A 24245-nucleotide genomic window follows, 5' to 3' on the forward strand; every position below is an offset into this window, starting at 1 on the left:
GCGGAAACAACTCCGCGCCTTGCTTAATCTTATAAGGAGGTCAAGGACATGTTGGATTTCCTGATGAGACTGGATAGTCCGATCGAATTGGGGCTTTTGTACGCGCTGATGGCTCTTGGCGTGTATATCACGTTTCGCATTCTGGACTTCCCGGATCTTACAGTGGACGGAAGCTTCACCACGGGCGGAGCTATTGCTGCCGTTCTGATTACGAATGACGTTAATCCATGGCTCGCTACCATTCTTGCATTTGCAGGGGGAATGTTGGCAGGTACCTGCACGGGGCTGCTGCATACCAAAGGGAAAATTAACGGATTATTATCCGGTATTATTATGATGATCGCACTCTACTCCATTAACATGAGAATATTGGGCAAGCCGAATATCTCATTGAGCCGGTTGGACAATGTCTTCGGTTCGATTGACCCCATCTATATTGCGCTCATTATTGTCATTGTGGGCAAACTGCTGCTGGATGTCTTTTTCCGTACGGACTTGGGGCTGGCGCTCCGCGCTACCGGAGACAACAAGCGGATGATTCGCAGCTTTGGTGCGAATACCGATTCGACCACGATTCTTGGTCTTAGCATCTCGAACGGTCTCGTTGCCTTGTCAGGAGCACTCATCGCTCAGCAGTCCAGTTTCGCTGATATCAGCTCCGGTATCGGGATGATCGTGATTGGACTGGCTTCTGTTATCATCGGCGAAGCGTGTTGGGTACCGGTTCAGTCTTCCGGACGACACTGGCTGTGGTGTGCGGTTCGATTATTTACCGGATCGTGGTCGCAGCCGCATATGAAATCCCGTGGCTGGAAGCTTCCGACTTGAAGCTGATCACGGCGATCATCGTTATCGTAGCGCTCGTAGTACCAACTGCACGCAGGGCTGTAAGACAGCGATCGCTGGCCCGGAAGCGCTCCGCTGAGATATTATCGACCTATGGTAATAGCAAAGGGGGTGCGCGCTGATGCTGGAGATGAATCATGTGTCCAAGCTGTTTAACCCGGGAACCGTAGATGAGAAGATCGCTTTGATCGATGTGAACCTGCATTTGAAGGCGGGAGACTTCGTCACGGTGATCGGCAGTAACGGAGCGGGCAAATCGACGCTGATGAATATTATCTCGGGAGTCATGAAGCCGGACGCGGGAGAGGTGCGGATAGATGGCAACAGTATTGGCCATCTACCTGAGTATCGGCGCAGCCGCTGGATCGGCCGTGTATTTCAGGATCCTATGGCGGGTACTGCTCCGCATATGACGATTGAGGAGAACCTGGCGATGGCTCACCGCCGAGGGAAGTCGCGCGGACTAAGTTTTGGCGTTACCACCGCTAAACGAGCCATATACCGTGAGCAACTGGAGCGATTAGGAATTGGCCTTGAAGGTCGATTACGTGCAAAGGTCGGAATGCTATCCGGCGGGGAGCGCCAAGCGCTCAGTTTGTTGATGGCTACCTTCACCGAACCGCAAATATTGCTGCTTGACGAACATACGGCAGCGCTAGACCCAGCTCGTGCAGAGCTGATCACCCGAATTACCGAAGAGATCGTGCGTGATATGAATCTGACCACTCTGATGGTTACGCATAATATGGAACAAGCGATTCGCCTCGGTAACCGGCTGATCATGATGGATAAGGGACGCATTATCCTCGATGTAGATGAGGATCGCAAGCAGTCCTTGACCGTTGAAGAGCTGCTCGGTGAATTCGAGCAGATCAGTGGGCATAAGCTGTCCGATGATCGCATGGTGTTGGGTTAGGCGAATAGAGCAAGTTGAATAGTAGAAGTAGAGGTGTCTTGAGAAATCAAGGCACTTCTTTTTTTGATTTGGGCAGACGATTTCGAACCCTTTTAGTAGATTTAATGGAATAATATATCATATTATTACTAATATTTGTATTGACCGCTGTTATATTAATGAATAATATAAGAGTATACATAAATATACTAAAATTTGGGTTGTGATCCTAGAGGGTGGTGTTAGCTTGGTAAAGACAGCCACGATTAGAGAACAGTTAGAATCATATTTGCATGAGCATGTGATGACCATTAATCGATTTGCCGATATATCGGGGGTGAATAGCGGAACACTGAGCAACATTATCAACGGGAACCGTCCAATCTCCATGCAGCAGTTGGACCGAATCACAATGGGAATGAACCTTCCAGAAGGCTCATTTTACGATTTGTATATAGAAGAATGCATCTTCCACACAACACCAGACTGGCGCAGACTGGGACCGTTTCTTCAGCGATGTGCCGAGCTGAACAGATTGGATTGTCTGGATAAAGCAATTAATTTGACTATGGATAATATTTCCTATATCCCGCAATTATTTGAAACAGCCGAGACCTTTTTCAAAGAAGGCAAGAACGAGGCTGCTATTCTAATTTACAAGAGTGTTGCTGAGAGCGAGAGATTCCAGCATTCCGAACGACTGGCGCTGTGTCAGTATCGTTTGTTTACGCTTGGGCTCAGTGATGATCAGGATGCGAACTCACAGGCGGCTGTTCATTTCGAGCCTTTTGTGGATCGATTGGAAGAAAGATATCAGTTGGATGCACTGGTCAAATTATTAAATGTATTTATATCATTAGCCAGGTGGAAAAAAGTTGATACAATATCAGAAAAGTTGTGTGATAAAGCAAAGATTCTTTATAAATTGAAGAAAGGTCATCCTACTTTAACTGCTGGACTTGGGCCTAAAAATCCTTTGATTTTTTATATTCTATATTCTTATTTAACTCAAGAACATAGTTGTAGTGAGAGAGGAGACCATGAAAAAGCACTATACTATTTATCGTTATATGAAGCACCAGATTGGATAAACCCTGTTACTATTGACGAGCGTAAAATATTGGATCAATTTCATGAATGGTCGATTGCTAACAAATTTCAACATCAATTATTGAACGGACAAATCGAAGTATTATCAGAATATGAAGAGTTTATTGCAAGTAGAGAAAATGAGGTGTTTTCAGCTGTATGCAATATTATTATAGCTGCGAATTTATACGGGATTAATGTGGATCATATATTAGATCGTTTTAAAGAGCATCTAACGTATAAGGAACAAAGATATAGTATGTTAAATGTAAACAAACATGTTGTATTAAATAGTTTTACACGATTACAAGCCGAGTTAGGAGTGTATTATTTAAACTCAAATAATATTGTAAAAGGCATTGATTATGTGTTGGAAAGTTTAAAATATAGTATTATAATCAATAGTAATACTGGAATGTTGAGATCTATGGGATTATTTGAAAAATATCGACATCTCTCATCAGATGAATCTCAGTCCAAATATAAAAAAATGGTAAATGAGGTGCATAAATTAAATGAGAAGAAAATTGGCTTGTCTGCTAGTTATATGTAGTTTTTTGTTGGTGTTTATTAATCCTTCATTTAACGGCAATTTTGATAACGGTGGAATTAGTACCCTGAGTAGTACTCATGGCGTTGGTGCAGAATAGCATAAATTAATAACAAAAAGATGATTCCATTAAATTGGAGTCTTTTTTTTAATCTTTCTAGCTAGCGGGAATAATATCTTGCAGGGGTGTGGTTAAATGCATACGACAGCCACGATACGCGAGAAGTTATCAAACTATCTGCAGAAGCATCGAATGACAATAAATCAATTTGCTCGAATATCAGGAATTAATAGTGGAACCCTTAGTAGTATCATTAATGGTAATCGACCAATGTCGATGCATCAATTAGATCGAATAACTGAAGGTATGAGGTTGGAAGCCGGATATTTTTATGATTCGTATATTCATGAATGTATATTTCACGCTATCCCCGACTGGCGTAGATTAGGTCCCTTTCTTCAGAGATGTGCAGAATTGGGTAAATTGGATTGCTTGCGGAAAGCTGCTAGAATGACGATGGAGAATCTAAATTATGCACCATTGTTGTTTGAAACGGCAGAATCATTTTTTTTATAATGAAAAAAATGATTCTGCACTCATATTGTATAAATGTGTTGCTGAGTGTGAGAAATGGTTACAATCTGAGCGATTAGCTCTCTGCCAATTTCGGATTTTTGTCCTTGGATTGGGTCATGAACAAGAAGTGAATTTAGAGAATTCAGTTCTTTTTGAACCATATTTAGATCGATTGGAAGAAAATTATCAATTTGATGCCTATATGAAGTTGATCAACATTTATCGATCCCTAAGTAGGTGGGATAAAGTTGAAGAGTTAGCTATACGAATGAAGCAGAAAGCTGAAATTCACTACCAGATAGATCGATATCTTTTTATATCGAGTAAAATCCCTAAGAAACCGATTATTTTATACGTATTATACGCTAATTTAATGTTAGGTTCTGTTCATCGAGAACGTGGTGAATATGATCGTGCTTTATATTATGTTTCACAATATGACAAACCTTCATGGGTGAAAAATTCTAACGAAGAAGAAATGGTTATTATTAATCAATTTAGCGAATGGGCGACAGCTAATCGTTATCTTTTTTCAATAATGAATGGAAAGCTAAGTGAGTTAAGTAATTACATAGACTTTATTGATTCAAGAACAGATGAAATTTTTCCGGCATTATGTAATATTATGATTGTAGCTAACCGTCATCGAATTAATATTGATGACATATTGAAACGGTATCAGGATTACCTTGTACTCAAGAATCACTCATGTTCATTCGCCAAGATTAATGAGCAAGTGACGATGACCCGTTATACACGCCTACTGGCTGAGCTTGGAATTTATTATATTTATTCAGAAGAGTATGATAGCGGGCTCTCATACATCGTTGACAGCTTGTCTTATTCTTTAATGATTAAAAGTGATAAAGGGGTACTGCGATGCATGGGGATCTTTCAGCAATATCGTCATAAAGCAACTCCGGAAACGATTAATCGTTATGCTGAGTTAATCTATCAAGTACAGAAATCATCCATTTATGAATGGAGACCTTTGATTTAATTATGTGGTTATAAATTGTTGATTATTTTCTTAGGGGTGCTGTTACTATGCAATCGACAACCACGATTAGAGAACAGTTAGATTTATACTTGCGTGAACATCATATGACCATTAATCGATTTGCCGATATTTCGAAAGTAAATAGTGGGACATTGAGCAATATTATTAATGGGAATCGTCCAATTTCAATGCAACAGCTAGACAGGATTACGGCAGGTATGAAGCTTTCGGAAGGTTATTTCTATGAAATTTATATAGAAGAATGCATCTTTCATGTTGTACCGAACTGGCGTCGTTTGGGGGTTTTTCTCCAACGCTGTGCTGAGCTTAATAAGCTGAAATGTTTGGAACAAGCGGTTAACTTGAGTCTGGATAGTAACTCCTATATTACACAATTATTTGATACTGCTGAGGGCTTTTATAAAGACGGTAAAGATGAGGCTGCCATTTTGATTTACAAATGTTTAGCAGAAATCGAGAGATACCAGCATTCTGAACGTTTAGCTTTATGTCAATACCGATTATTTACTCTTCGTCTCAGTAATGATCTGGATTCAAACTTACTGGCGGTGGTACAATTCGAGCCATTTATAGACCGTTTGGATGAGGATTATCAATTGGATGCACTTGGTAATTTAATTAATGTGAATTTGACCCTGAATAGTTGGGAGAAGGTTGATGAGCTTGCAGAAAAAATGATTAACAAAGCAATGGTCCAGTATCGTCTATACCTTAAAACTAATAAGAATAATATAAACACCAAGCGACCATTAATCGTGTATATTCTATATGGCTATCTGATTCGCTCTAAAGTTAGTAGCGAATTTGGTGATTATATTAAAGCATTAGAATATGTGGAACTATATTTTAATCCAATTTGGATAGTAAATCCGAACAATGACGAACTGTTGTATATCCGTCAGTACAACGAGTGGGGCAAATTAAATCTGTACTTATATCAATTAATGTCTGGTAATGTTGAAGTTCTGGATGATTATATTGAATGTGTTGCAGCAGTAGATGATGAAATTTTTCAAGCTTTATGTGATATTGTTATAACCGCCAATAAACAAAAGCTAGATATTGATCATATTATTGAACGTTTTAGTGAACATATTGTCTATAGAGAATTCAGAAACCTCACTGGAAAGTATAACAATCAAGTTATACTGAATCGCTATACGAGATTACTAGTTGAACTCGGCATTTATTACATCCACTCTAAAAATTATGACCGTGGACTCTCCTATATTGTTGATAGCATGTCATCATCTTTACGAATCAAAAGCGACAAAGGCATCCTCCGATGCATGGGGCTGTTCGAGCAGTTCCGCCATCAAGCCTCGGAAGAGACGAAGGAGCGTTACGCCGAACTTATGAGTCAAGTACAGAAGCTATCGGTCTTTGCGTGGAGTCCGATTGTTTAAATTGGTTAAAGGTCTAGCTTATGTCGTTGGAAGTATGCTAAGATCGAATAAGTTTATTTTGACATATGTAACGAGTTAGGAGTCCTGTAGTATGACATCAAGAACCATTCATAACGAGAATCAACGTTCCACTAAGCCTACATGGCTGCTTATCATGGGCGTCATGCTGATCGCCATTAACCTGAGGGCGGCGATCACGTCGGTGGGGCCATTAATCGGTCTCATCCGGGAGCAAACGGGAATCTCCAACACGCTGGCGGGCATGTTGACAACACTGCCATTGTTGGCTTTTGCGCTTCTGTCGCCCTTCGCGCCGGGGATCGCTCGGAGATGGGGGCTGGAGACGACATTATTGGTCAGTATGGTCGTGCTGACATTCGGCATTGGCATCCGTTCCATATCTTCACCGATTACATTACTGGTCGGCACTGCTCTATTAGGGATGGCGATAGCGGCAGGCAATGTATTGCTCCCGAGCTTGGTCAAACGAGATTTCCCGCATCAGATAGGGCTGATGACCGGTACGTATTCCGCATCGATGAATCTGCTTGCAGCGATCGCTTCTGGGGTCAGTGTGCCTTTGGCCGTACAAGCGGGTCTGGGATGGCAAGGTTCGTTGCTGCTCTGGGGCAGTCTGTCGGTGCTTGGCGTGCTGGTATGGGTATTCCGCCGACGTATCGCGGATAGCCCGGCCGAGATCTCCGGCAGCGCTCCAAAATCAACGAGCGTCCTCCGTTCCCCGATCGCCTGGTGCGTCACCTTGTTTATGGGCTTTCAATCCTTCACGTTCTACGTCAATATCTCATGGATGCCGGAAATCTTGAGAAGCCAAGGCATGGATTACAGCGCTGCCGGCTGGATGTTATCGATATTGCAATTTGTCAGTATACCGTTCTCTTTCATCATCCCGGTGCTGGCTGGTCGGAATCCGAATCAGCGTGTACTCGTCACCGTGTCGGCCTTGTTCATGTTAACCGGTTATCTGGGGCTGCTGTCGGGTCTGACTTCACTTACGCTGCTGTGGGTTATGCTCGTGGGGATTGCCGGCGGTGCCAACTTCAGTCTGTCCTTAATGTTCTTCACCTTGCGAACTAAGACGGCTCACGAAGCAGCGGCTTTATCCGGCATGGCACAATCGCTAGGTTATTTGCTGGCGGCTGTCGGTCCGATGTTAATTGGATTCATGCATGATGCAACAGACGGCTGGAAAGCGCCGCTCATGATCCTCTCCGTCGTTGTGGTGATCTTGTTTATATTCGGGTTTGGTGCCGCTAAACCGGGCACGATCTCGGGACCTCTCGAACGCGAAGCACGATAGGAATATATGGATTCGTATTGGAATATACTAAGCATATGAAACCGTAAAAGTATAAAACTGCTAGGCATAGAGGCTTTCTCTTTTGTAGAGAGCTTCTATGTCTTTTTTTGATGATATTTTACATTCCGTTAACATAAATCGGTAGTTGGCGAGATGTCCGGCCGTTATTCTGGAAGTTGGGTAAACTGGGAATTGCGGAGGAGGTTAACGAATTGAATAAAGAGATGCCACTGGAACCGTCTTCGAGCACGAATGTGACACCGCGTTCGAATTGGAGAGATGTGTGGGAAACAGGGTGGACGGCATTGCAGCTTGGACTAACCTCATTTGGGGGACCCATCGCACATATTGGATATTTTCATCAAATGTATGTAAAACGTAAACAGTGGCTCAGTGAACAAAATTATGCGGATCTCGTAGCGTTGGCGCAATTCCTACCTGGACCGGCCAGCAGCCAAGTCGGCATCGGCGTAGGGATGATGCGGGCTGGAGTGTGGGGAGGGCTGGCTGCCTGGCTGGGATTTACGCTGCCATCCGTCGTTGCCTTGATGGTATTCGCCTATGTGATGCAATCCCTCGATCCAGGCGCCGCGGGCTGGCTGCAAGGCTTGAAGATTGTAGCAGTCGCGATTGTGGCCCAAGCGGTTCTTGGTATGGCCTCGAAGCTGGCAAACGGTCCAAGTCGAGCCCTCATAGCCATCTTGGCCATGTCGGTTGTACTGCTATGGCATTCGCCGTTATCACAAGTCAGCGTGATCGTGGTGGCTGGTCTTGTCGGGCTGGGCATATATCATCAGCAACGGCCGAATGTTATGATTTCTGAGTTCAAGGTTCCGTTAGGTAAAACGGCCGGTCTATTTCATCTTGGCTGCTTTGTCTTGTTGTTGTTAGGCCTTCCACTTTTGGCTGGAGTATGGGGCAATGAATGGGTCACGCTGCTGGATAGCTTTTATCGCGCAGGGTCACTCGTATTTGGCGGCGGACATGTTGTGCTGCCGTTGCTCGAGCACGAAACCGTATCCAGCGGCTGGATGGCCCAAGACGATTTCTTGGCCGGTTACGGCGCGACGCAGGCCGTACCGGGTCCGCTGTTTACTTTTGCAGCCTATCTGGGTGTAATCCTTCATGGAATCCCTGGTGGTCTCGTGGCGACGCTAGCTATTTTCTTGCCGGGTTATCTACTAATTGCCGGGGTACTGCCATTCTGGAATGGCATTCGAAGCAACCCGAAATTACAAGGGATGCTAACGGGAATGAATGCTGCCGTGGTAGGGATCTTGCTGGCTGCATTGTATGATCCGATATGGACTTCCTCTATTCATAGCCCACTTGAATTTGTGATCGGGGCTGCACTCTTCGGGATGCTGATGTTCTGGAAATGCCCACCGTGGCTAGTTGTCTTGGCTGGGGCGTTAGCTGGTCAAATACTATTATAGAAATCAGGAGTTCGGATCTAGACCTTAACGTGATTGGTTAAGGTCTATTTGTTATGAGGGAGTAAATCATGCCCGATTGGTTAAATAATGAGGGTAGACTTTAGTGTAACGAAATCAGATATAGAAATGGGTGGAACTGTTTACATGAATAACAAGGAAGTGGAAGATTGCATCATCGTCGGAGGTGGCATTGCCGGATTACAGGCAGCTATCCAGTTGGGACGATATTCTGCTCATCGAGTGCTTGTCATCGACCGGGGCTACGGTCGTTCCACGATCTGCAAGAGTTACCGCAATATTCTCGGCTGGCCTGACGGCGTGTCCGGTGATGAGCTGCGAGCTCGCGGCCGTAAACAAGCGGAGTCAGTTGGCGTCAAGTTCGTGAAGGATGATATCGCTTCGGCGACGCAGACTGAAGCACGAGGGTTTCGATTGACGAACAAGAATGGAACACAATATGAGGGAAGAACGCTATTGCTGGCAACAGGCCTTATGGATCGCTACCCGGATATAGCCGGATTATCGTCACTGCTCGGCACGTCTGTCTTCGTCTGCCCGGATTGCGACGGCTACGAGATTCAAGATCGCCGGACCGTCGTGATCGGGTCTGGAGACCCAGGCGCTTCGATGGCCATCCTGTTATCCGAGCGCACGAAAGACATCACCTATATCAATCATGAGGGGCACGCTGTATCGGAGGAGCACCGACGGCAACTGGAGGCGAAAGGCATTCCTTATATTGAGGAGGAGGTTGCTGAGATTAAGGGTGAAGCCGGAACCATATCTTCGGTGATATTCAAGGATGGCACAACACTTCAAACAGAACGTGGGTTTATATCGTTCGGCGGCAACGCAATCTATTCCGAGTTGGCGCAGCAGTTAGGGGCGGAGCTTGAACATAATAAACATGTGAAGAGTGATCCCAGATCGAAAATGACTTGCGTAGAAAATTTGTGGGTTGCCGGAGACGTTGGCGTGCATTCGGAACTGACGACGGTCGCCATGGGTGAGGGCGCAACCGCAGCCATCTGGATCAACAAGGCATTGAAAAAGATGAATGCCGGTGGCTGAGCGCTAAAAATTCAAGCTGCCCCCGCGGGCGCAAAAGGCACAGTTCTTGGTGAACTTATGTGACCCATCCATCGCGGGGGTATTTGTGCTTGAGATTTAGCTGAGATCAAACCGCTGTATATGGTCGTACAGCTCGTATTTGCGAAGCAGTTCGGTCTGTTTCGGACCGATGAGATCGAAGTGCGGATACGGAAGTCGATAGTGAATGTAATCCGGGTTAAGATCGTTGGCGACGCACCATTCCTGAAGACGGTGAATGTCGGCGCAGCCACCTTCGTAACCGTGTTGAATTGCGGAAAGCGTTTGTCGAACCAGTAATGGGTTAGAAAAGCGATATCGCCCTGGGCAACTTGCTTCTTCCAATGTTTAAGTTCTTCTCGATTAATGCCGAATGCCATATGTGTTCATCCTTAATGATATATTCATGCTTCTCATTATATCAGCATATACTAGACTACGCCTAATCTGTGCCCGATATCCGCCAATCCGTTCAAGCTATTCAAAGGGGGAACGAAGGATGATTCTCGAAACAGCAGCTCTATATATCAAGCCCGGTCTGTCAAGTGATTTCGAAAGTGCGTTCCGCAGCGCCTCCAATGTCCTGTTATCGAAAAAAGGTTATGTCGAACATGAGCTGCATAAATGTGTGGAGAAACGGGATGAGTATGTACTCTTGGTTCGCTGGAAAGGCATTAAGGATCGTCTGGTCGGCTTCAAGCATCACCCGGATTATACGAAATGGGTCGCCGAGCTCGAACCTTTCTATGCTCGTTCACCCGAGGTTAAGCATTACATTGATATTCGAACTGATAGCAGGGAGCAAGCCGAATTGGAAATGGATGAATGGTTTGCCCATAGCGAAGCGGAACGTGTTGAAACTGAAGGCGAGGCTTAAGCCCGAACTTATACATTCTGAGTTATCGATGCGACTGGATGGCTGCTGCAGCTGATCCGGTCTTATTTTTCATGCTTAATATTCATGATTCGAACAGGAATCTTTAGAGGTTATGGCGAATCTTGTAAGTTAAACTACAGAAGGAGTGGTTACCATCATTACAGATTACGAAGCGTACGCCGACTTGCCGAACAAATTCGGGTAAACGTTTCCAAAGTCATGGTCGGCAAAGAGCTGCTGATTGACAGATTGTTCATCGCCATGGTCACCTCGGGTCATGTACTGCTGGAGGATGTACCGGGCACAGGTAAAACCTTGCTCGCCAAATCGATCTCCAAATCCGTGGATTGCACGTTCAAGCGAGTTCAGTTCACACCGGATTTACTGCCGTCCGATCTAAGTGGTATTTATTTCTATAATCAAAAGACGTCGGAATTTGAATTCCGTCCCGGCGCGCTGTTCACGAATATTCTGCTCGCCGATGAGATTAATCGAGCTACGCCCCGCACACAGTCCAGTCTGCTCGAATGTATGGAGGAGCGGCAGATTAGCATTGACGGCGTGACGCATCGGCTTAAGGAGCCGTTTCTGGTAATGGCTACGCAGAATCCGCTGGAGCAGCAAGGCACATTCCCGCTGCCGGAGGCGCAGCTTGATCGATTCTTGTTCAAGCTAAATATGGGTTATCCGACTTCAGGCGAAAGCATCGATATCCTCAAGCGCTTCATAGACAATCAGCCGCTTGAATCCTTGAACGCAGTCGCTTCAGCTGAAAGTATTGTACAAGCAGGCCAAGTCGTTAACAAAGTGCATGTCAGCGATGAAATGCTGGCTTATATTATCGCTTTAGCTGAAGAGTCGCGGCAGGATGAGGCCGTGTTGTCCGGGGTAAGTCCGAGAGGATGCCAGGCGCTGTTAAAGGCTGTGCAGGTGCAGGCAGTGCTGCAAGGCCGGGATTTTGTTACGCCGGACGATGTTAAAGAACTGGCCGTACCGACGTGGGCACACCGTTTGAAGCTGCGCGGCACGCTGCATAGCCGAGGTGGAGCAACGGCCGCGGCAGAAGTGATTGAACGACTGTTACAACAGGTACGTGTACCAACAGAAGAAGGCATAACGTCATAGGAGGCGATCTTCTATGGGAGCATATTGGATCTTAATTATTGCCGCAATCATGGTCCTGATTCAAGGGAAGTTGTTCCGATCTTTTTCATTCAAAAAATTAAGTTACCGCCGAGCGTTCAAGGTTAACGCTTGTTACGAAGGGGATGCTGTTGAACTCGTCGAGACGATTGAGAACCGCAAGGCATTTCCCGTTCCGTGGCTGAGAGTGGAATCTCAATTCCGAACCGGTTTGGTGTTCGACAGCCAACTGAACCTGGATATTAGCGAAGGTCAATTCAATCAGAACCATAAAAGTTTCTTCAGCCTGCTGCCCTGGACCAAGATCGTACGCAGGCACCGAATCAAGGCGGGACGCCGAGGGGTGTACAAGCTCGGAACCGTCTCGATGACCACGGGGGATCTGCTCGGAATGGAATCAATGGTCAAGAGTCATACGTTAGCTGGGGGGATTGTTGTGTACCCCATGCCGATAGATGTATCGGACATGGAACTACCGGTACAGACATGGATGGGTGATTTGCTCGTCAAACGCTGGATTATGGAAGACCCGTTCTACATCTCGGGAGTACGCGAATATCGGGACGGAGATCCATTGAAGGACATTCAATGGAAGGCTACCGCACGAACGGGGCAACTACAAGTTCATCGACGGGATACAACGGCGGACAGCCGTTTAATGATCTATCTGAATATCGAAGATCATGAACAGATGTGGAGCAAGGTAACGAAGCCGGAACCGATCGAATATGGTATCCGCCAAAGTGCCGGCATTGCCGCTCACTTGTTGTCGCAAGGGATGGAGGTCGGATTTGGCAGCAATGGAATGCTGGGTGAAGAGTCTTCCGAGGATGCGTTTATTCCGATTGCAGGCGGACGATCACAGCAGGATCTGATACTAGAGATGCTCGCCAGACTGGAACTGATCAGAAGGCTGTCTTTTCATGATTATCTGGGACAGGAACTGCACCGTCATCGTGAAATCAGGGATATCTTAATCCTGACGACTTATGTCAGTCCAAGGTTGGAACAAATGCTTCAGCAGTTCCGAGATCTTGGGCATACGATTCAGATCGTCTACCTGGAATCCCACAGCGTTCCTTCCAGTGCGAAGGAGGTGACGGCATGATGAATCGTGTGACGGGGTTGGTCAGAGCCGGCTGGCACGGATTCATAGAGTGTGTGCTGTTTTTCCAGTACTGTTCGTTCCCGCCTTCTATCTGTTCCCGCAGCATCTTGTCGTGGCATGGCCATTCATTGTCTTTGGCAGTTATGTTATCGGTTATTTAGGAGGCATCCTGTTCAAGATTAGCAGACGTTATGCTGCCGTGTTCTGGGCGCTCCTTGTATCCATTGCCATCTCATTTGCCGTACTTGGAATGGATCTTATGCTCGCCTATACGATCCCGTTGTTATTCATGACAACCTACAGGGGTAGTCGAATGGGACAGGTAAGCTGGCATATGATGTTTCCAGGCACATCCTATCTGGTTGGCTTAATCGTATATGGCGTAAGCAGCTTCATCCTGCACTTCATGGAGTCCTTCGATACAGGCAGTGCGGTCCTTGCATGGATGGGCGGTGCGGCGCTCATTATAACTCTGCTTATGACGAATCATCAGCGAGTATTAAATGAGACGCTGCCTGGTGACAAGCAGCCTGTCTTGGAACGACGGGTGTTGCGCTATAACCGTTCTTTCATTCTGGTTCTACTTGTTCTAATCGCCATCGTTGCATTTCTGCCCCAGTTACAGCAGTGGTTTTCGGAGTTGGCTCGTGGGATAGCCGCCTGGTTGGCCGGCTTATTCGGTCCAGGTGCGGAGCAACCGCCGGAGACGCCGTCTATGCCTGAAGCAGTACCCGAGATGCCTCTCATGGAGGAGGAGCCGAGCGGACCAAGTCCGTTTATGAAAATGATGGAACAGATTCTTATGTATGCCGTGTTTGCGATATTGGGTGCAGGCGTATTGTTTCTGCTGTATAAGATTCTGAGGGTATTGCCTAAACTGACCAGCCGTCTATCCGAGTGGATGAACCGAATGATGAACCGGCAAGGGGAAGTAACCGCTCTTGGTTATGAGGATGAGGTTGAGCGTATCGATCATGAACCGGCGTCACATCGGTTTAGACGTTTCATCGCGAGTATGAAGAGAAGCGGGGGAGCATCGAATGAGGATCAAGCTAGTCCCAATCAAGCGGTGCGAGCAACGTATCGGAACATCCTGTCCCGCAGCATTCGCAAGGGCTATCTGTGGCGGTCAGCATTGACCCCAAGGGAAACGGAACGGGATTTGAAGTCATGGGACAATCACACGGATACGATTCCCGAATCCCTTATTGAGTTGTATGAAGAAGCACGATACGGAAGTCGTAGGATAACCAAAGAGGAGTGGGAACAGGTTCAACATAAGCTAAGACATAGTTCCAAACCTTCCAAAAAATGAATAATGCTCGATTCTATGAAGATCTGCTATGCTGTGGATATCATTTACTAGAATCGAGGGTTACGAATTGAACAACTTTATGCGCATGCTTGGTTTATGGCTATCCTTGTCTTGTCTCTTAAGCTCGATGCCCATATCAGCTGATCAAGCTCCAGGCCAACCTGTATTTCACGATATTTCCGGAAGTTTTGCCGAAGAGGCTATTAATTCTCTGGCAGATCGAGGAGTCGTAAGCGGGGATGGTCATGGAGCTTTTTTGCCGCGCAATCCCGTTACACGTGCCGAATTTATCGCGATGCTCGGCAGAATGTTGGAGTTGAGGCCTGTTCATAACGATTTGTCGGCATTCCGAGATGTGCTACCGTCCGCTTGGTATTATGGCGCTGTGCATGCTGGCTTGAATCTATCCATCACGGAGGGCAGCGGAGATCGGTTTCATCCTATGGATTCCATCACAAGGCAGGAAGCGGCCGTGATGGTCATCAGGGCCATGAAAGAGAGCGATCAAGCCGCTTTATCCCGGACGGCAGGAAAATATGTTGATGCAGGATCCATTGCCAAGTGGGCGTGGGATGCCGTCGGCCGCGCGACGGATACGGGATGGCTCGTCGGCAGCAAAGGATCCTTTCGCCCGAATGCGGCCATTACGCGGGAGGAGACAGCGATGTTGTTGAATCGTGTTCTCAAGTCAGGTAATGTACAGTCCGTCATTGACAGGAAAGCCGTTTCCAAAGTTCATATGGGCTGGCTGTACAATGGCACGACCCAGCAATACATTGCCTATGCCAAACGTGCCGAACTGAACGTATTAGTACCTCGCTGGTATTTCATGGAGCCATCGGGCAAGTTGACGGACCATACGGATCAGGAGCTTTTGAAGTGGGCACATAATCATGGACGGAAGGTCTGGGCCATGGTTGGGAATCGTGCGAATGATGCCGGAACTCATCAGGTATTGAGTGATGCGAAGTTGCGCCAGTCGCTCATTAACAGCATCAGTGCCAAAGTGAGTCAATACAAGCTGGACGGGATCAACATTGACTTCGAGAATGTCTTGCCGCAGGACAGGGAGAACCTGACGTTGTTCATCACGCAATTATCTGTTGAAATGAGGCGGCTTGGCGCTGAATTGTCGATTGACGTGTCACCTGATCTGAATACGGATTGGACCGCTGCATTCGATTATGCTGCTCTGGGTAAACAGGTGGATTACATGGTTCTGATGAGCTATGATCAGCATTGGAACGGTTCGCCTAAGGCTGGTACCGTATCCTCTCTGCCATGGTCGGAATCAGCATTGGCTAAGCTTGTGAGTCAGGTGCCCGCCAAGAAGACAATCATCGCCTATCCGTTGTATACAAGGGATTGGAAAGTAGGTCCTACAGTTTCTGCCCAGGATATCACATTAACCGAACAAGGCAAGCGAATTCGGCAGCAAAAAGCGACGCTGCAATGGAACAGCGTCCTTGCGCAATACGAAGCGGCCTATACCTCCGCGAGTGTTCCACATCGCATATGGACGGAGGAAGCTCGTTCTTTATCTCATAAGCATCTGATGGCTGCAACGTATCAAGTAGCCGGTTATGCTTACTGGTACCCAGGAGCTGAGACGCCAGACGTGTGGCAGGCCATTGCGAATGCAGAGCGTTACGGGTCTTATTCATTTCTAATTCGATAAACAATAGGTATTCTAAACCACCCCTATACCAGGTCGTATGGGGGTGGTTTTTGTGATGAATGGATCTTGTAAACCTCACTTTCCGTGATACAATGATTGAAAAATAGGATAGGCATATTTTTCAAATAGGGGGATGGCGGAAGTGTCGAGTGAAGTTGAGAATCGATTATTGCAATTGGGTATTGTTCTGCCCGGAGCAAGCTCGCCAGCGGCGAAGTATGCCAATGTCGTCATAGTAGATGGTTTGATGTACGTCTCAGGCAAGGGGCCTGCGGGTCGACCAAGAGGGAAGCTGGGTGAGCATTTCACGACTGCGGATGGCTATGATTTGGCCAGATCAGCCGGAATTGAGGTACTCGCTGTGCTGAGGGAAGCACTCGGTTCGTTGGACCGAGTGAGGCGTGTAGTGAAGGTACAGGGGTTCGTGAATGCCACGCCAGACTATGAAGAGCCTCATAAAGTGCTGGACGGCTTCTCGGATTTAATGATGGATGTATTCGGTGACAGAGGTAATCATGCAAGATCCGTACTGGGTGCCGTCTCGTTGCGAGATCAGCTTCCCGTCATAGTCGACTCCATATTTCAAGTAGAGGTATAGCTTACGCATGCGAGGATTGAGACGAAAGGATCGACAACATAACAAGCAGACATCCGATCCTTACGCCTTCAACCAATCAAACATCCTCTGAATGGCAGCGATGTGCTGTGGCGGAGGAAAATGATGCCCTAAACCGTCATATAGATGACTTGTGGGTGCGTTGCCGACCTCTTGCAATCTTGTGATCATACGGAGACTGTGCTGTAAACTGACTTGCTCGTCCACGGTGCCGTGCACGATCAGAACAGGGCAGTGGATTCGTTCTGCATAGTATAGCGGTGAGCGTAGTCGGTATGCTTCCGGCAATCTGGCAGGTGTGCCGCCGATGACTCGCTTCATCATTCTGCGCAGGTCAATTCGCTGCTCATACGTATCCGCAAGATCGGATACACCACTCCACAGAATGATTTTGGAGACGAGCGGCGAATGTGCTGCGGCGTATGCGGCATTAATCGCCCCTCGCGAGAATCCCAGCAAGTGGATCCGTCGATGATCGATCCAGGACAGTTTGGATAACCATTCCAATGCGGTCATCACATCCTCCATATCAGATCCACCAAATTCATCGCGACCTTGGCTCCTTCATTGCCCCGATAGGTTGGAGCAAATACGGCATATCCCTGTGCTGCGAACTCTTCAACCCATTTGAACTTGACGGCACCCACACGGCCGATCCCGCCACGGCAATAGATGACGAGTGGCAGTTTCGGCAGCGAGGCAGAGGATCTGCTTCCCAGACTAGATCGATCGATGATTCGGATACATTGGTTCCAGTATTTAAGATGGAGCATGCCAAGGTTTCCATTATGGTGACATCGTGCAGACCATCTGCTTCTGCAGCCATGGAATGACTGAGCGCTGCTGGCAGTTCTGGCGGCAAGCCGAGATAACCCTTGATATGTAAATCTTCCGAACGATAGTTAACACGATATATCATGGTTGATCCTCCGTTGATGTATCCGGTATTTTCGAATCTTACATTCGATCCGATGTAGAAGAAGTTCATGTAAGTATAGACTGAACTTGGAGTAGAAATCAACGGTACTTCCCTTCGCTGCGACCGACCGGTACACCGATGTCAGATCTGCTAAGAACATGATATAATAGAGTGGAAATTGAGGTGAATAGGATGGCGAAGAAGAAACGAAATGCTCCTGTGAAGCGTGTGGAAACCACGGATAAGCCGGCTACGCTGAAAGATATGCTGGACCCGCAAGTGCTCGCGAAGTTGAAGGAGACAACCGAATCGTTGAAAGCGAGTGAGGCGCAGCGCCTGGAGCAGGAGAGACAGGAGCGGGAGGATGCTCGTAAAGCGGAGCAGAAGCGGCGAGACAATGATTTTGAATATTTACTTGAACATAGTGAGATGAATTGGAAGAACTATAAGTAGCAGGCAGCCTGGCTGCCTGCTTTTTTAAATACATATCATCTATTCAGGAGACGTTATGATATCTAAACCTTGCATAACCATTGGCATTAGTGGCGGTTCGGGAAGTGGCAAGACAACCTTAAGTTTAGTGCTGGAAGATCAATTAAAAGATTGTCGGATCGCTGTGTACCATATGGATAAATATTATAAATCCGTCAGACCTTTGGCCAAGGCGCCTTTTACCGGTAATGTATTGGAGGATTTCAATCATCCGGACGGCGTTGATCTGCAACGTCTCTCTACGGATTATGATCAGGCGCTGTTAAGTGGAGATTATGATGTTGTCATCATTGAAGGGTTCCTCCTCTTTCACTTTGAGCGGCTGCGGGAGACATTGGATTTGAAACTGTATGTGGATTGTCCTGCTGATGAACGGATGGTTCCCAGAAGTGAGTGGTTTATCAATAAGGGCTATTCAAGGGATGAGGTGACACAAGAGTATTTGCAGCTTGTTCGCTATCGTCATGATGAATATGTTGAGCCCACCCGCTGGTATGCAGATCTCATTATGAATGGTTCTACAGGGGGTGACCTCGGCACGCAGGTCGTATTGGATTGGATTCGCGTAAGATTGCAGGAACGCAGCTGAAACTAGCCTTGATAGTCCGATCAAGCAGGTTGAAGTAATCTGGAAAGCGGGTTACAATAAGTAAGCATTACTATATAATGTAGGAGGCGATAGGTACGATGAAAGTTGAAATCTGGTCGGACTTTATGTGTCCGTTTTGTTATATTGGCAAACGCCGTTTTGAGCAAGCTTTGGAGAAGTTCCCACATCAGAGTGGGGTGGAGGTCGTGTATCGCAGTTTCGAGCTGGATCCAAGCGCGGCGTATCAACCAGGTGTTTCGATGGATCAATTGCTGTCCGTCAAATATAACATGAGTATCGAACAAGCTCAGGCTATGAATGCAAACGTAACGCAGCAGGCAGCAAGTGTTGGCCTAACGTATCACCTGGATCGAATCGTTCCGGCGAATTCCTTCGATGCCCATCGATTGGTTCATTTTGCAGCACAGCATGGGAAGATGCATGAGATGACCGAGCGTCTGTTGTTCGCTTATTTCACGGAGACCGAGAATCTCGAAGACAAAGGACTGCTGGCTAAGCTGGCAGCAGAAGTGGGACTGGACCACGATCGTGCTGTTGCTGTACTGGACAGTGATGAATTCAGCACAGAGGTGCGTGCGGATGAATCCATGGCACAAAGTTTGGGCATTCGAGGTGTGCCATTCTTCGTATTCGGCGGCAAATATGCGGTATCCGGTGCTCAGCCGGTGGAGGTATTCCTGGACGCGCTGGAGAAGGCTTACCGTGAAGAGAATCCGCTCGTCATGGTTAACGATGGCGGCAGCGGTGACGGTATGTGTGCAGACGGATCTTGCGATGTTCCGGGCAACGCCAAAAAATAAGACTTTATGATATGATAAGCTCGAAGAATCATGATTCTTCGAGCTTTTTTAAATTCAATTTACGTAGGAGGACTTTATATGAATCTCCCTTCTTCTGAGCTGATTGAACGGATCGAGCGATCGGAACGGATGTATATGTATGACCGCATGCAGGCGATCCAGCAGCGAGAGGGTAACCCGGAAGGAGTCGAACTGGAGTGGTTCGGATCAGCACTGTGCATCTACAGTAAGACGATGCCATGGGCATCCTTCAACACGGTAAAAGGAATCCAGGCAAATCAGTTGCAGGATCTGGATCGGATTCTGTCGTTCTACCAAGACAGAGGCCGCAAATTTCAATTCGAAATCATTCCTTCCCTTGTCAACGCAGAGCTGCTTCAAGAATTGGCGGCGCGTGGATTCTATCAGTCCGGTTTTCATAATTCGATGTATATTCATTCCGATGATCGGCGTCAGGTATGGAAGGGGACTGCTGATACTGACGATGTGGAGATTCGCAGACTTGCGGCGGATGAGTTCGAATCCTATGCCACGATTCATTGCCGTGCAACCGGCTTACCGGATCAAGGCATCCCTTCGGTCGCCAGGAACAACGAGGTTTTGTATAACAGGCCGGACTGGCGTTTCTATATAGCATACGTCAACAAGCGCCCAGCTGCGGTCGCGGTCATGCATGTCAAGGAGGATGCCGGGTCATTGACCTTTGCCGCAACTTTACCGGAGTATCGACGACAGCGATTGCATCAGGCATTTATACATAGAAGAATACAAGATGCGGCAGAAGAGGACGCGTCCCTTGTCATGGGCCAGTGCGCCTTCTTGTCTCAGAGTCACCGCAACATGGAAGCTGCAGGGATGAAAATCGGTTATGTGAGAACCACATGGACTGCCGCTGGCTCATGAGGAATCTGAGAGGCAGGTGTATGAACGCTGTATGATTCAGTGAACTTTTCCGATATTGAGTATTTGAGGGTCGGAACGGATAAGCAGCAGCGTGCTGCGGTCGTGTTGGACGAATTGGATTTATTGCGTCATTTGAAGTCGTATGATCCGATCCTTGTCGGTACGATTCCCATCGGCATCGATCTGCCGGAGAGCGATTTGGATATCATTTGCTACGTAGTGGATTTTTCCGAGTTCAAACAGTGTATGTTGCAGTATTACGAGAAGCGAATTCCGGGATTAGCCATAAATCACAGAACGGTTGCAGGTGTAGAACGAATGGTATTTCATTTTCAATTCGGTGGTTGGGCGTTTGAGGTTTTTGGCCAACCGATTCCGACGACTCAGCAGAACGGTTACCGACATATGGTCATTGAGCATCGCGTGCTTCGTTTGTTAGGAGAGAGCGTTAGACAAGCCATTCTGAAACTCAAACGAGAGGGATCGAAGACCGAACCGGCCTTTAGCAAAATACTAGGATTAACCGGTGATCCATACGAGGCTGTGCTCGGTGTCGATGATTGGACGGATGAGCAGATCCAGTCTTCCTTTCAAAGGTATGGTTATCTTCCTGAATAGCGCACCCTGATTCTGGTTAAATTGTAACCGTAGGAAACTATGCGTGCGTTGAGTGAAGATAACCTATCAAAATCGTTGAAAGGTGGAATGATCGTGTCCAATATGAAACTCGCTGTTATTTATTACAGTTCAACAGGAACCAATTATCAGCTTGCCCAGTGGGCAGCAGAGGGAGCAAGTGCTGCCGGTGCTGAAGTCAAGATACTTAAGGTGCAAGAACTTGCGCCAGAGTCCGCGATTGCCAGTAATCCAGCATGGAAAGCACATGTGGAGAAGACAGGCGATGTTCCTGTTGCCACGCCGGATGATCTGGAATGGCTGATGCGATCATCTTTAGCGCACCGACTCGGTTTGGCAATGTGCCTTCCCAGTTCAAGCAATTCCTTGATATCAACGGGGGGTTATGGGCTCAAGGCAAGCTGGCGAATAAAGTTGTGAGCGCGATGTCCAGCGCAAGCAACCCGCACGGCGGACAAGAGGCCACGATTCTATCCATCTATACGACGATGTATCACTGGGGTGCAATTGTTGCAGCACCGGGCTATACAGATCCTGTTACCTTCGCTGCTGGTGGCAATCCTTACGGTACGAGCGTAACCGTGGATCAAGAAGGCAACCTGAAGGAAGATGTGAAAGATGCGGTCATTCATCAGGCGAAACGTACGGTGACAGTGGCTGGTTGGGTTAAGGAAGGGCAACAAGGTTAGATGATCTAACATATGAGGCGATAGGGAGCGTAGTTTACCCTATCGCCTGTTTGAATTTTCATTATCCTGGGAATCTTGCTATAATTGGTATTGGTTAACTTTGGAATTCGTACAAATAAGCTGGGGTGAGGGCATGACGAAGCTTATAACGGCTGTTTTGGAAATCCTGCGCATGATACTCATCATGATGATCGCGATTACGGTATTGGGAAGTATCGAACGGGGGATATTGAAGTTTTGGATCACTTGGCGGGAGGAGTATAACCTATTGCTTTTGGTGGCCAATATTTTGCTATTCTTCGTTTTTTATCGGAATCGATTACAGTTTACCGGCTTCTATCGTTCTTCAAGGACGCAGAAGAAACTTGCGAAACCCGTATCCCAAGTGCTGATTATATCTGGAATCGTACTCATCTTGATGCCGCTGTTGGTCAATTGGTTATCCACTTAAGTTTAGATAGAAATCAAAGGAGCTTCGGGCAGCATGTCCGAAGCTCCTTTGATTTGCCTGGTCCAGCATCAATTATAGACGTTTGCGTCTGAACATTGTGACGAATGCACATGCAAGCAACAACAGAACGACGGAGACGCCCGCGTATATCGCTTCTTGCAAATTGCCTTGTTCCGAGGCTGGCGCAAATCCCCAATCCCCCGGACGCCCCATCATCCCGTTTCCTCTTCCACCCGGCATGCCGCCGGCGCCATTTCCGAACGGACCTTGTTGAAAATTCCGCAGCTCTGCCTGCCCATTCTGCCCTTGCATTCCAGGAGGGGCTTGCAGAGCTCCGTCTGCGGGCATCGGAGTGTCTGTCGGATTTGCCCCATTGCCTTGATCCGGCGGAACGCCTCCGCCTCCTGGACGCATGCTGCCCATTCCACCCATTTGGCCCATACCACCCATGCCTCCGCCGGGACCCATCCCGCTGCCGCTGCCATCTCCTGCTGACGCAATGGTTCCATCCAGTTGCTGTTGAATATGGTTCGAAGAAGACTCGGCGAACGCTGTCAGGATCGGCAAGGACTCCTCATACTCTTCATAGGAGAAGAACGGTCTTGGATCGGCTTGTACATGTTCGGAAATGAGGGTCTTCAACTGTTCCACGCGATCGTCAAAGGACTCCTGCTTCATATAGCCTTGCAACATATTCGAGATAATCTCGTGATAGCGCTCTTTATACGCATCTACCTCCAGCAGCTTGGCAATGAGCGGGCGTTCTGCGAGCGCCCCCTGCGTCGGTTCGTCAATGAGAATCTCGGAGCCGCCGAACCCGCCGAAGGCCATATTATAATCCCAAGGCAGCACGGAGAACACACCGTCCGTCTCATATAAATAATAGTTCTGTTTATTCATCCCGAGATAACTGTCCATATTGGATGCGACCACGTTAAGCGCGACATATTTGAGTACATTGTCCACATCGAGCACCTGTTCATATTGGGAGCCGTTGTTGAGCTCATCTAGCATCTCGATCAGTGCATCATCTTTGGATTTCTTGGATTTTTTGACTAAGCCCGTATAGGCATCCGCATCACTTCCAAGCCAGGCCAAGTCGCCGCCGACGCCGGTCATTTCAGCTTTGTACAACGCGCCATAGGCCTGATCGAAATGTCGTTCCAGGTAGGAAGTGCCGATCTGTTCGATGGCCAGATAGAACCCCCACAGCTCCTCGTTCACGTATACATTCACATAGGAGAACTTGGGCGTAGGCAAACCCACCGACTGCGCCAATTCATACGTCAGAAATTCGCGCATGTAAGAAGCGTCACTATAATTGTTGTTCAGATTGATCTTGCTGATGCCTTGAAACGTCTGGTTGATATATTCGTCAAACGATATTTTGAAGCTGTATCGGTCGGAATCCGAGTTGACCACACTTCGCAAGCTCAGATTGCCTTTGGTCCTTATCCCCACATGATCAAACTGCACGCCGTTGTAATTGACGGATGCTTCCTTATATTCTTCAGCACTGGCGTTCTCCAGCATATCTTGAAAGTCCTCCTCATCAATCGTGATTTTCACGTCAACGACTTGGTCCTTCGGAAATATGATGGAATCAATGGAATCTGCTTGCGTGGTCATCGCTTCTGGATCTGCGCTACCCTCCCCGATTCCATTCATCTCTGCAGAATATCCCGATCCTGTCTGCTGGCACCCAGTGATCAACAGGATGATGGTTAACAGAGAGGGCAGGAGGAATCGGGTTGTTCGCAGCTTGCGCATCTTCGACCACC

The 24245-nt window shown here is 47.3% G+C and carries 23 protein-coding genes and 3 pseudogenes; 22 read left to right on the plus strand and 4 right to left on the minus strand.

Annotation, left to right across the window (positions count from 1 at the left end):
- Positions 1 to 48 precede the first annotated feature (48 nt).
- The 9 genes and pseudogenes from JCM10914_RS04205 to JCM10914_RS04240 all read left to right on the plus strand — a co-directional run bounded on the left by JCM10914_RS04205 (position 49) and on the right by JCM10914_RS04240 (position 10209).
- Positions 49 to 968: pseudogene (locus JCM10914_RS04205) on the plus strand (ABC transporter permease).
- Positions 968 to 1762, plus strand: coding sequence for an ABC transporter ATP-binding protein (locus JCM10914_RS04210; protein ID WP_023957785.1), 795 nt, complete (start codon positions 968 to 970; stop codon positions 1760 to 1762). The pseudogene JCM10914_RS04205 and the gene JCM10914_RS04210 overlap by 1 nt, the downstream one beginning before the upstream one ends.
- Before the next feature lie 226 nt (positions 1763 to 1988).
- Positions 1989 to 3383: a helix-turn-helix transcriptional regulator gene (locus JCM10914_RS04215; RefSeq protein ID WP_023957787.1), complete on the plus strand. Its 1395-nt coding sequence runs from the start codon at positions 1989 to 1991 to the stop codon at positions 3381 to 3383.
- A gap of 250 nt (positions 3384 to 3633) precedes the next feature.
- A complete protein-coding gene (locus JCM10914_RS31645; protein WP_370570221.1) occupies positions 3634 to 3957 on the plus strand; it encodes a helix-turn-helix domain-containing protein in 324 nt (107 codons plus the stop codon).
- On the plus strand, positions 3914 to 4957 hold the full coding sequence (locus JCM10914_RS04220; RefSeq protein ID WP_023957789.1) for a hypothetical protein: 1044 nt from the start codon (positions 3914 to 3916) through the stop codon (positions 4955 to 4957). The genes JCM10914_RS31645 and JCM10914_RS04220 overlap by 44 nt, the downstream gene beginning before the upstream one ends.
- Positions 4958 to 5004: 47 nt before the next feature.
- Positions 5005 to 6384, plus strand: a complete 1380-nt coding sequence (locus JCM10914_RS04225) for a helix-turn-helix transcriptional regulator (RefSeq protein ID WP_023957791.1) — start codon at positions 5005 to 5007, stop codon at positions 6382 to 6384.
- 91 nt (positions 6385 to 6475) lie between these two features.
- The gene (locus tag JCM10914_RS04230) at positions 6476 to 7702 is read left to right on the plus strand and encodes an MFS transporter (RefSeq protein ID WP_023957793.1); all 1227 of its coding nucleotides are present in this window, start codon (positions 6476 to 6478) and stop codon (positions 7700 to 7702) included.
- Between the two features lie 212 nt (positions 7703 to 7914).
- Complete coding sequence (chrA, locus tag JCM10914_RS04235) at positions 7915 to 9138, plus strand: chromate efflux transporter (RefSeq protein ID WP_023957795.1); 1224 nt, start codon at positions 7915 to 7917, stop codon at positions 9136 to 9138.
- Positions 9139 to 9282: 144 nt separating this feature from the next.
- The gene (locus JCM10914_RS04240) at positions 9283 to 10209 is read left to right on the plus strand and encodes an NAD(P)/FAD-dependent oxidoreductase (RefSeq protein WP_023957797.1); all 927 of its coding nucleotides are present in this window, start codon (positions 9283 to 9285) and stop codon (positions 10207 to 10209) included.
- A 96-nt stretch (positions 10210 to 10305) separates the two neighbouring features.
- Here the strand turns inward: JCM10914_RS04240 and JCM10914_RS28230 are convergent.
- Positions 10306 to 10607: pseudogene (locus tag JCM10914_RS28230) on the minus strand (hypothetical protein).
- A gap of 119 nt (positions 10608 to 10726) precedes the next feature.
- Between JCM10914_RS28230 and JCM10914_RS04250 the strand changes: the two are divergent.
- From JCM10914_RS04250 to JCM10914_RS04275, 6 genes are all read left to right on the plus strand, one after another.
- Entirely contained in the window at positions 10727 to 11104 is a 378-nt protein-coding gene (locus JCM10914_RS04250; protein WP_023957801.1) for an antibiotic biosynthesis monooxygenase, read from the plus strand.
- 219 nt (positions 11105 to 11323) lie between these two features.
- Positions 11324 to 12229: a MoxR family ATPase gene (locus JCM10914_RS04255; RefSeq protein WP_023957803.1), complete on the plus strand. Its 906-nt coding sequence runs from the start codon at positions 11324 to 11326 to the stop codon at positions 12227 to 12229.
- A 13-nt stretch (positions 12230 to 12242) separates the two neighbouring features.
- Positions 12243 to 13355, plus strand: a complete 1113-nt coding sequence (locus JCM10914_RS04260) for a DUF58 domain-containing protein (protein ID WP_023957805.1) — start codon at positions 12243 to 12245, stop codon at positions 13353 to 13355.
- Between the two features lie 49 nt (positions 13356 to 13404).
- Complete coding sequence (locus JCM10914_RS04265; RefSeq protein ID WP_023957807.1) at positions 13405 to 14670, plus strand: DUF4129 domain-containing protein; 1266 nt, start codon at positions 13405 to 13407, stop codon at positions 14668 to 14670.
- 28 nt (positions 14671 to 14698) lie between these two features.
- Positions 14699 to 16348, plus strand: coding sequence for an S-layer homology domain-containing protein (locus JCM10914_RS04270; protein ID WP_023957809.1), 1650 nt, complete (start codon positions 14699 to 14701; stop codon positions 16346 to 16348).
- A gap of 142 nt (positions 16349 to 16490) precedes the next feature.
- Entirely contained in the window at positions 16491 to 16946 is a 456-nt protein-coding gene (locus tag JCM10914_RS04275; protein WP_023957810.1) for a RidA family protein, read from the plus strand.
- 60 nt (positions 16947 to 17006) lie between these two features.
- Here JCM10914_RS04275 and JCM10914_RS29680 read toward each other — a convergent pair whose 3' ends face one another.
- Both JCM10914_RS29680 and JCM10914_RS29685 read right to left on the minus strand, forming a co-directional pair.
- On the minus strand, positions 17007 to 17492 hold the full coding sequence (locus JCM10914_RS29680; protein WP_231638486.1) for a S9 family peptidase: 486 nt from the start codon (positions 17490 to 17492) through the stop codon (positions 17007 to 17009).
- Positions 17480 to 17737 carry a S9 family peptidase gene (locus tag JCM10914_RS29685; protein ID WP_023957814.1) on the minus strand — a complete coding sequence of 86 codons (258 nt, stop codon included), beginning with the start codon at positions 17735 to 17737 and terminating at the stop codon, positions 17480 to 17482. The genes JCM10914_RS29680 and JCM10914_RS29685 overlap by 13 nt, the downstream gene beginning before the upstream one ends.
- 338 nt (positions 17738 to 18075) lie before the next feature.
- Here JCM10914_RS29685 and JCM10914_RS04285 point away from each other — a divergent pair, with 338 nt between their 5' ends.
- From JCM10914_RS04285 to JCM10914_RS04315, 7 genes and pseudogenes are all read left to right on the plus strand, one after another.
- Positions 18076 to 18336, plus strand: coding sequence for a YqkE family protein (locus JCM10914_RS04285; RefSeq protein WP_023957816.1), 261 nt, complete (start codon positions 18076 to 18078; stop codon positions 18334 to 18336).
- Between the two features lie 55 nt (positions 18337 to 18391).
- Positions 18392 to 18964 carry a 3-oxoacyl-ACP synthase III gene (locus JCM10914_RS04290; protein ID WP_023957818.1) on the plus strand — a complete coding sequence of 191 codons (573 nt, stop codon included), beginning with the start codon at positions 18392 to 18394 and terminating at the stop codon, positions 18962 to 18964.
- 98 nt (positions 18965 to 19062) lie between these two features.
- Positions 19063 to 19785, plus strand: a complete 723-nt coding sequence (locus JCM10914_RS04295; RefSeq protein ID WP_023957820.1) for a DsbA family oxidoreductase — start codon at positions 19063 to 19065, stop codon at positions 19783 to 19785.
- A gap of 78 nt (positions 19786 to 19863) precedes the next feature.
- Positions 19864 to 20688 carry a GNAT family N-acetyltransferase gene (locus JCM10914_RS04300; protein ID WP_023957822.1) on the plus strand — a complete coding sequence of 275 codons (825 nt, stop codon included), beginning with the start codon at positions 19864 to 19866 and terminating at the stop codon, positions 20686 to 20688.
- A 39-nt stretch (positions 20689 to 20727) separates the two neighbouring features.
- Positions 20728 to 21306, plus strand: a complete 579-nt coding sequence (locus JCM10914_RS04305; protein WP_023957823.1) for a DUF4269 domain-containing protein — start codon at positions 20728 to 20730, stop codon at positions 21304 to 21306.
- Between the two features lie 93 nt (positions 21307 to 21399).
- Positions 21400 to 22013: pseudogene (wrbA, locus tag JCM10914_RS04310) on the plus strand (NAD(P)H:quinone oxidoreductase).
- Between the two features lie 133 nt (positions 22014 to 22146).
- Positions 22147 to 22464 carry a hypothetical protein gene (locus JCM10914_RS04315; protein WP_023957830.1) on the plus strand — a complete coding sequence of 106 codons (318 nt, stop codon included), beginning with the start codon at positions 22147 to 22149 and terminating at the stop codon, positions 22462 to 22464.
- Positions 22465 to 22536: 72 nt separating this feature from the next.
- Here JCM10914_RS04315 and JCM10914_RS04320 read toward each other — a convergent pair whose 3' ends face one another.
- Positions 22537 to 24234: a CotH kinase family protein gene (locus JCM10914_RS04320; RefSeq protein ID WP_023957832.1), complete on the minus strand. Its 1698-nt coding sequence runs from the start codon at positions 24232 to 24234 to the stop codon at positions 22537 to 22539.
- Positions 24235 to 24245: the final 11 nt, after the last annotated feature.

The organism is Paenibacillus sp. JCM 10914, assembly GCF_001315105.1.
GTDB lineage: Bacteria > Bacillota > Bacilli > Paenibacillales > Paenibacillaceae > Paenibacillus_AQ.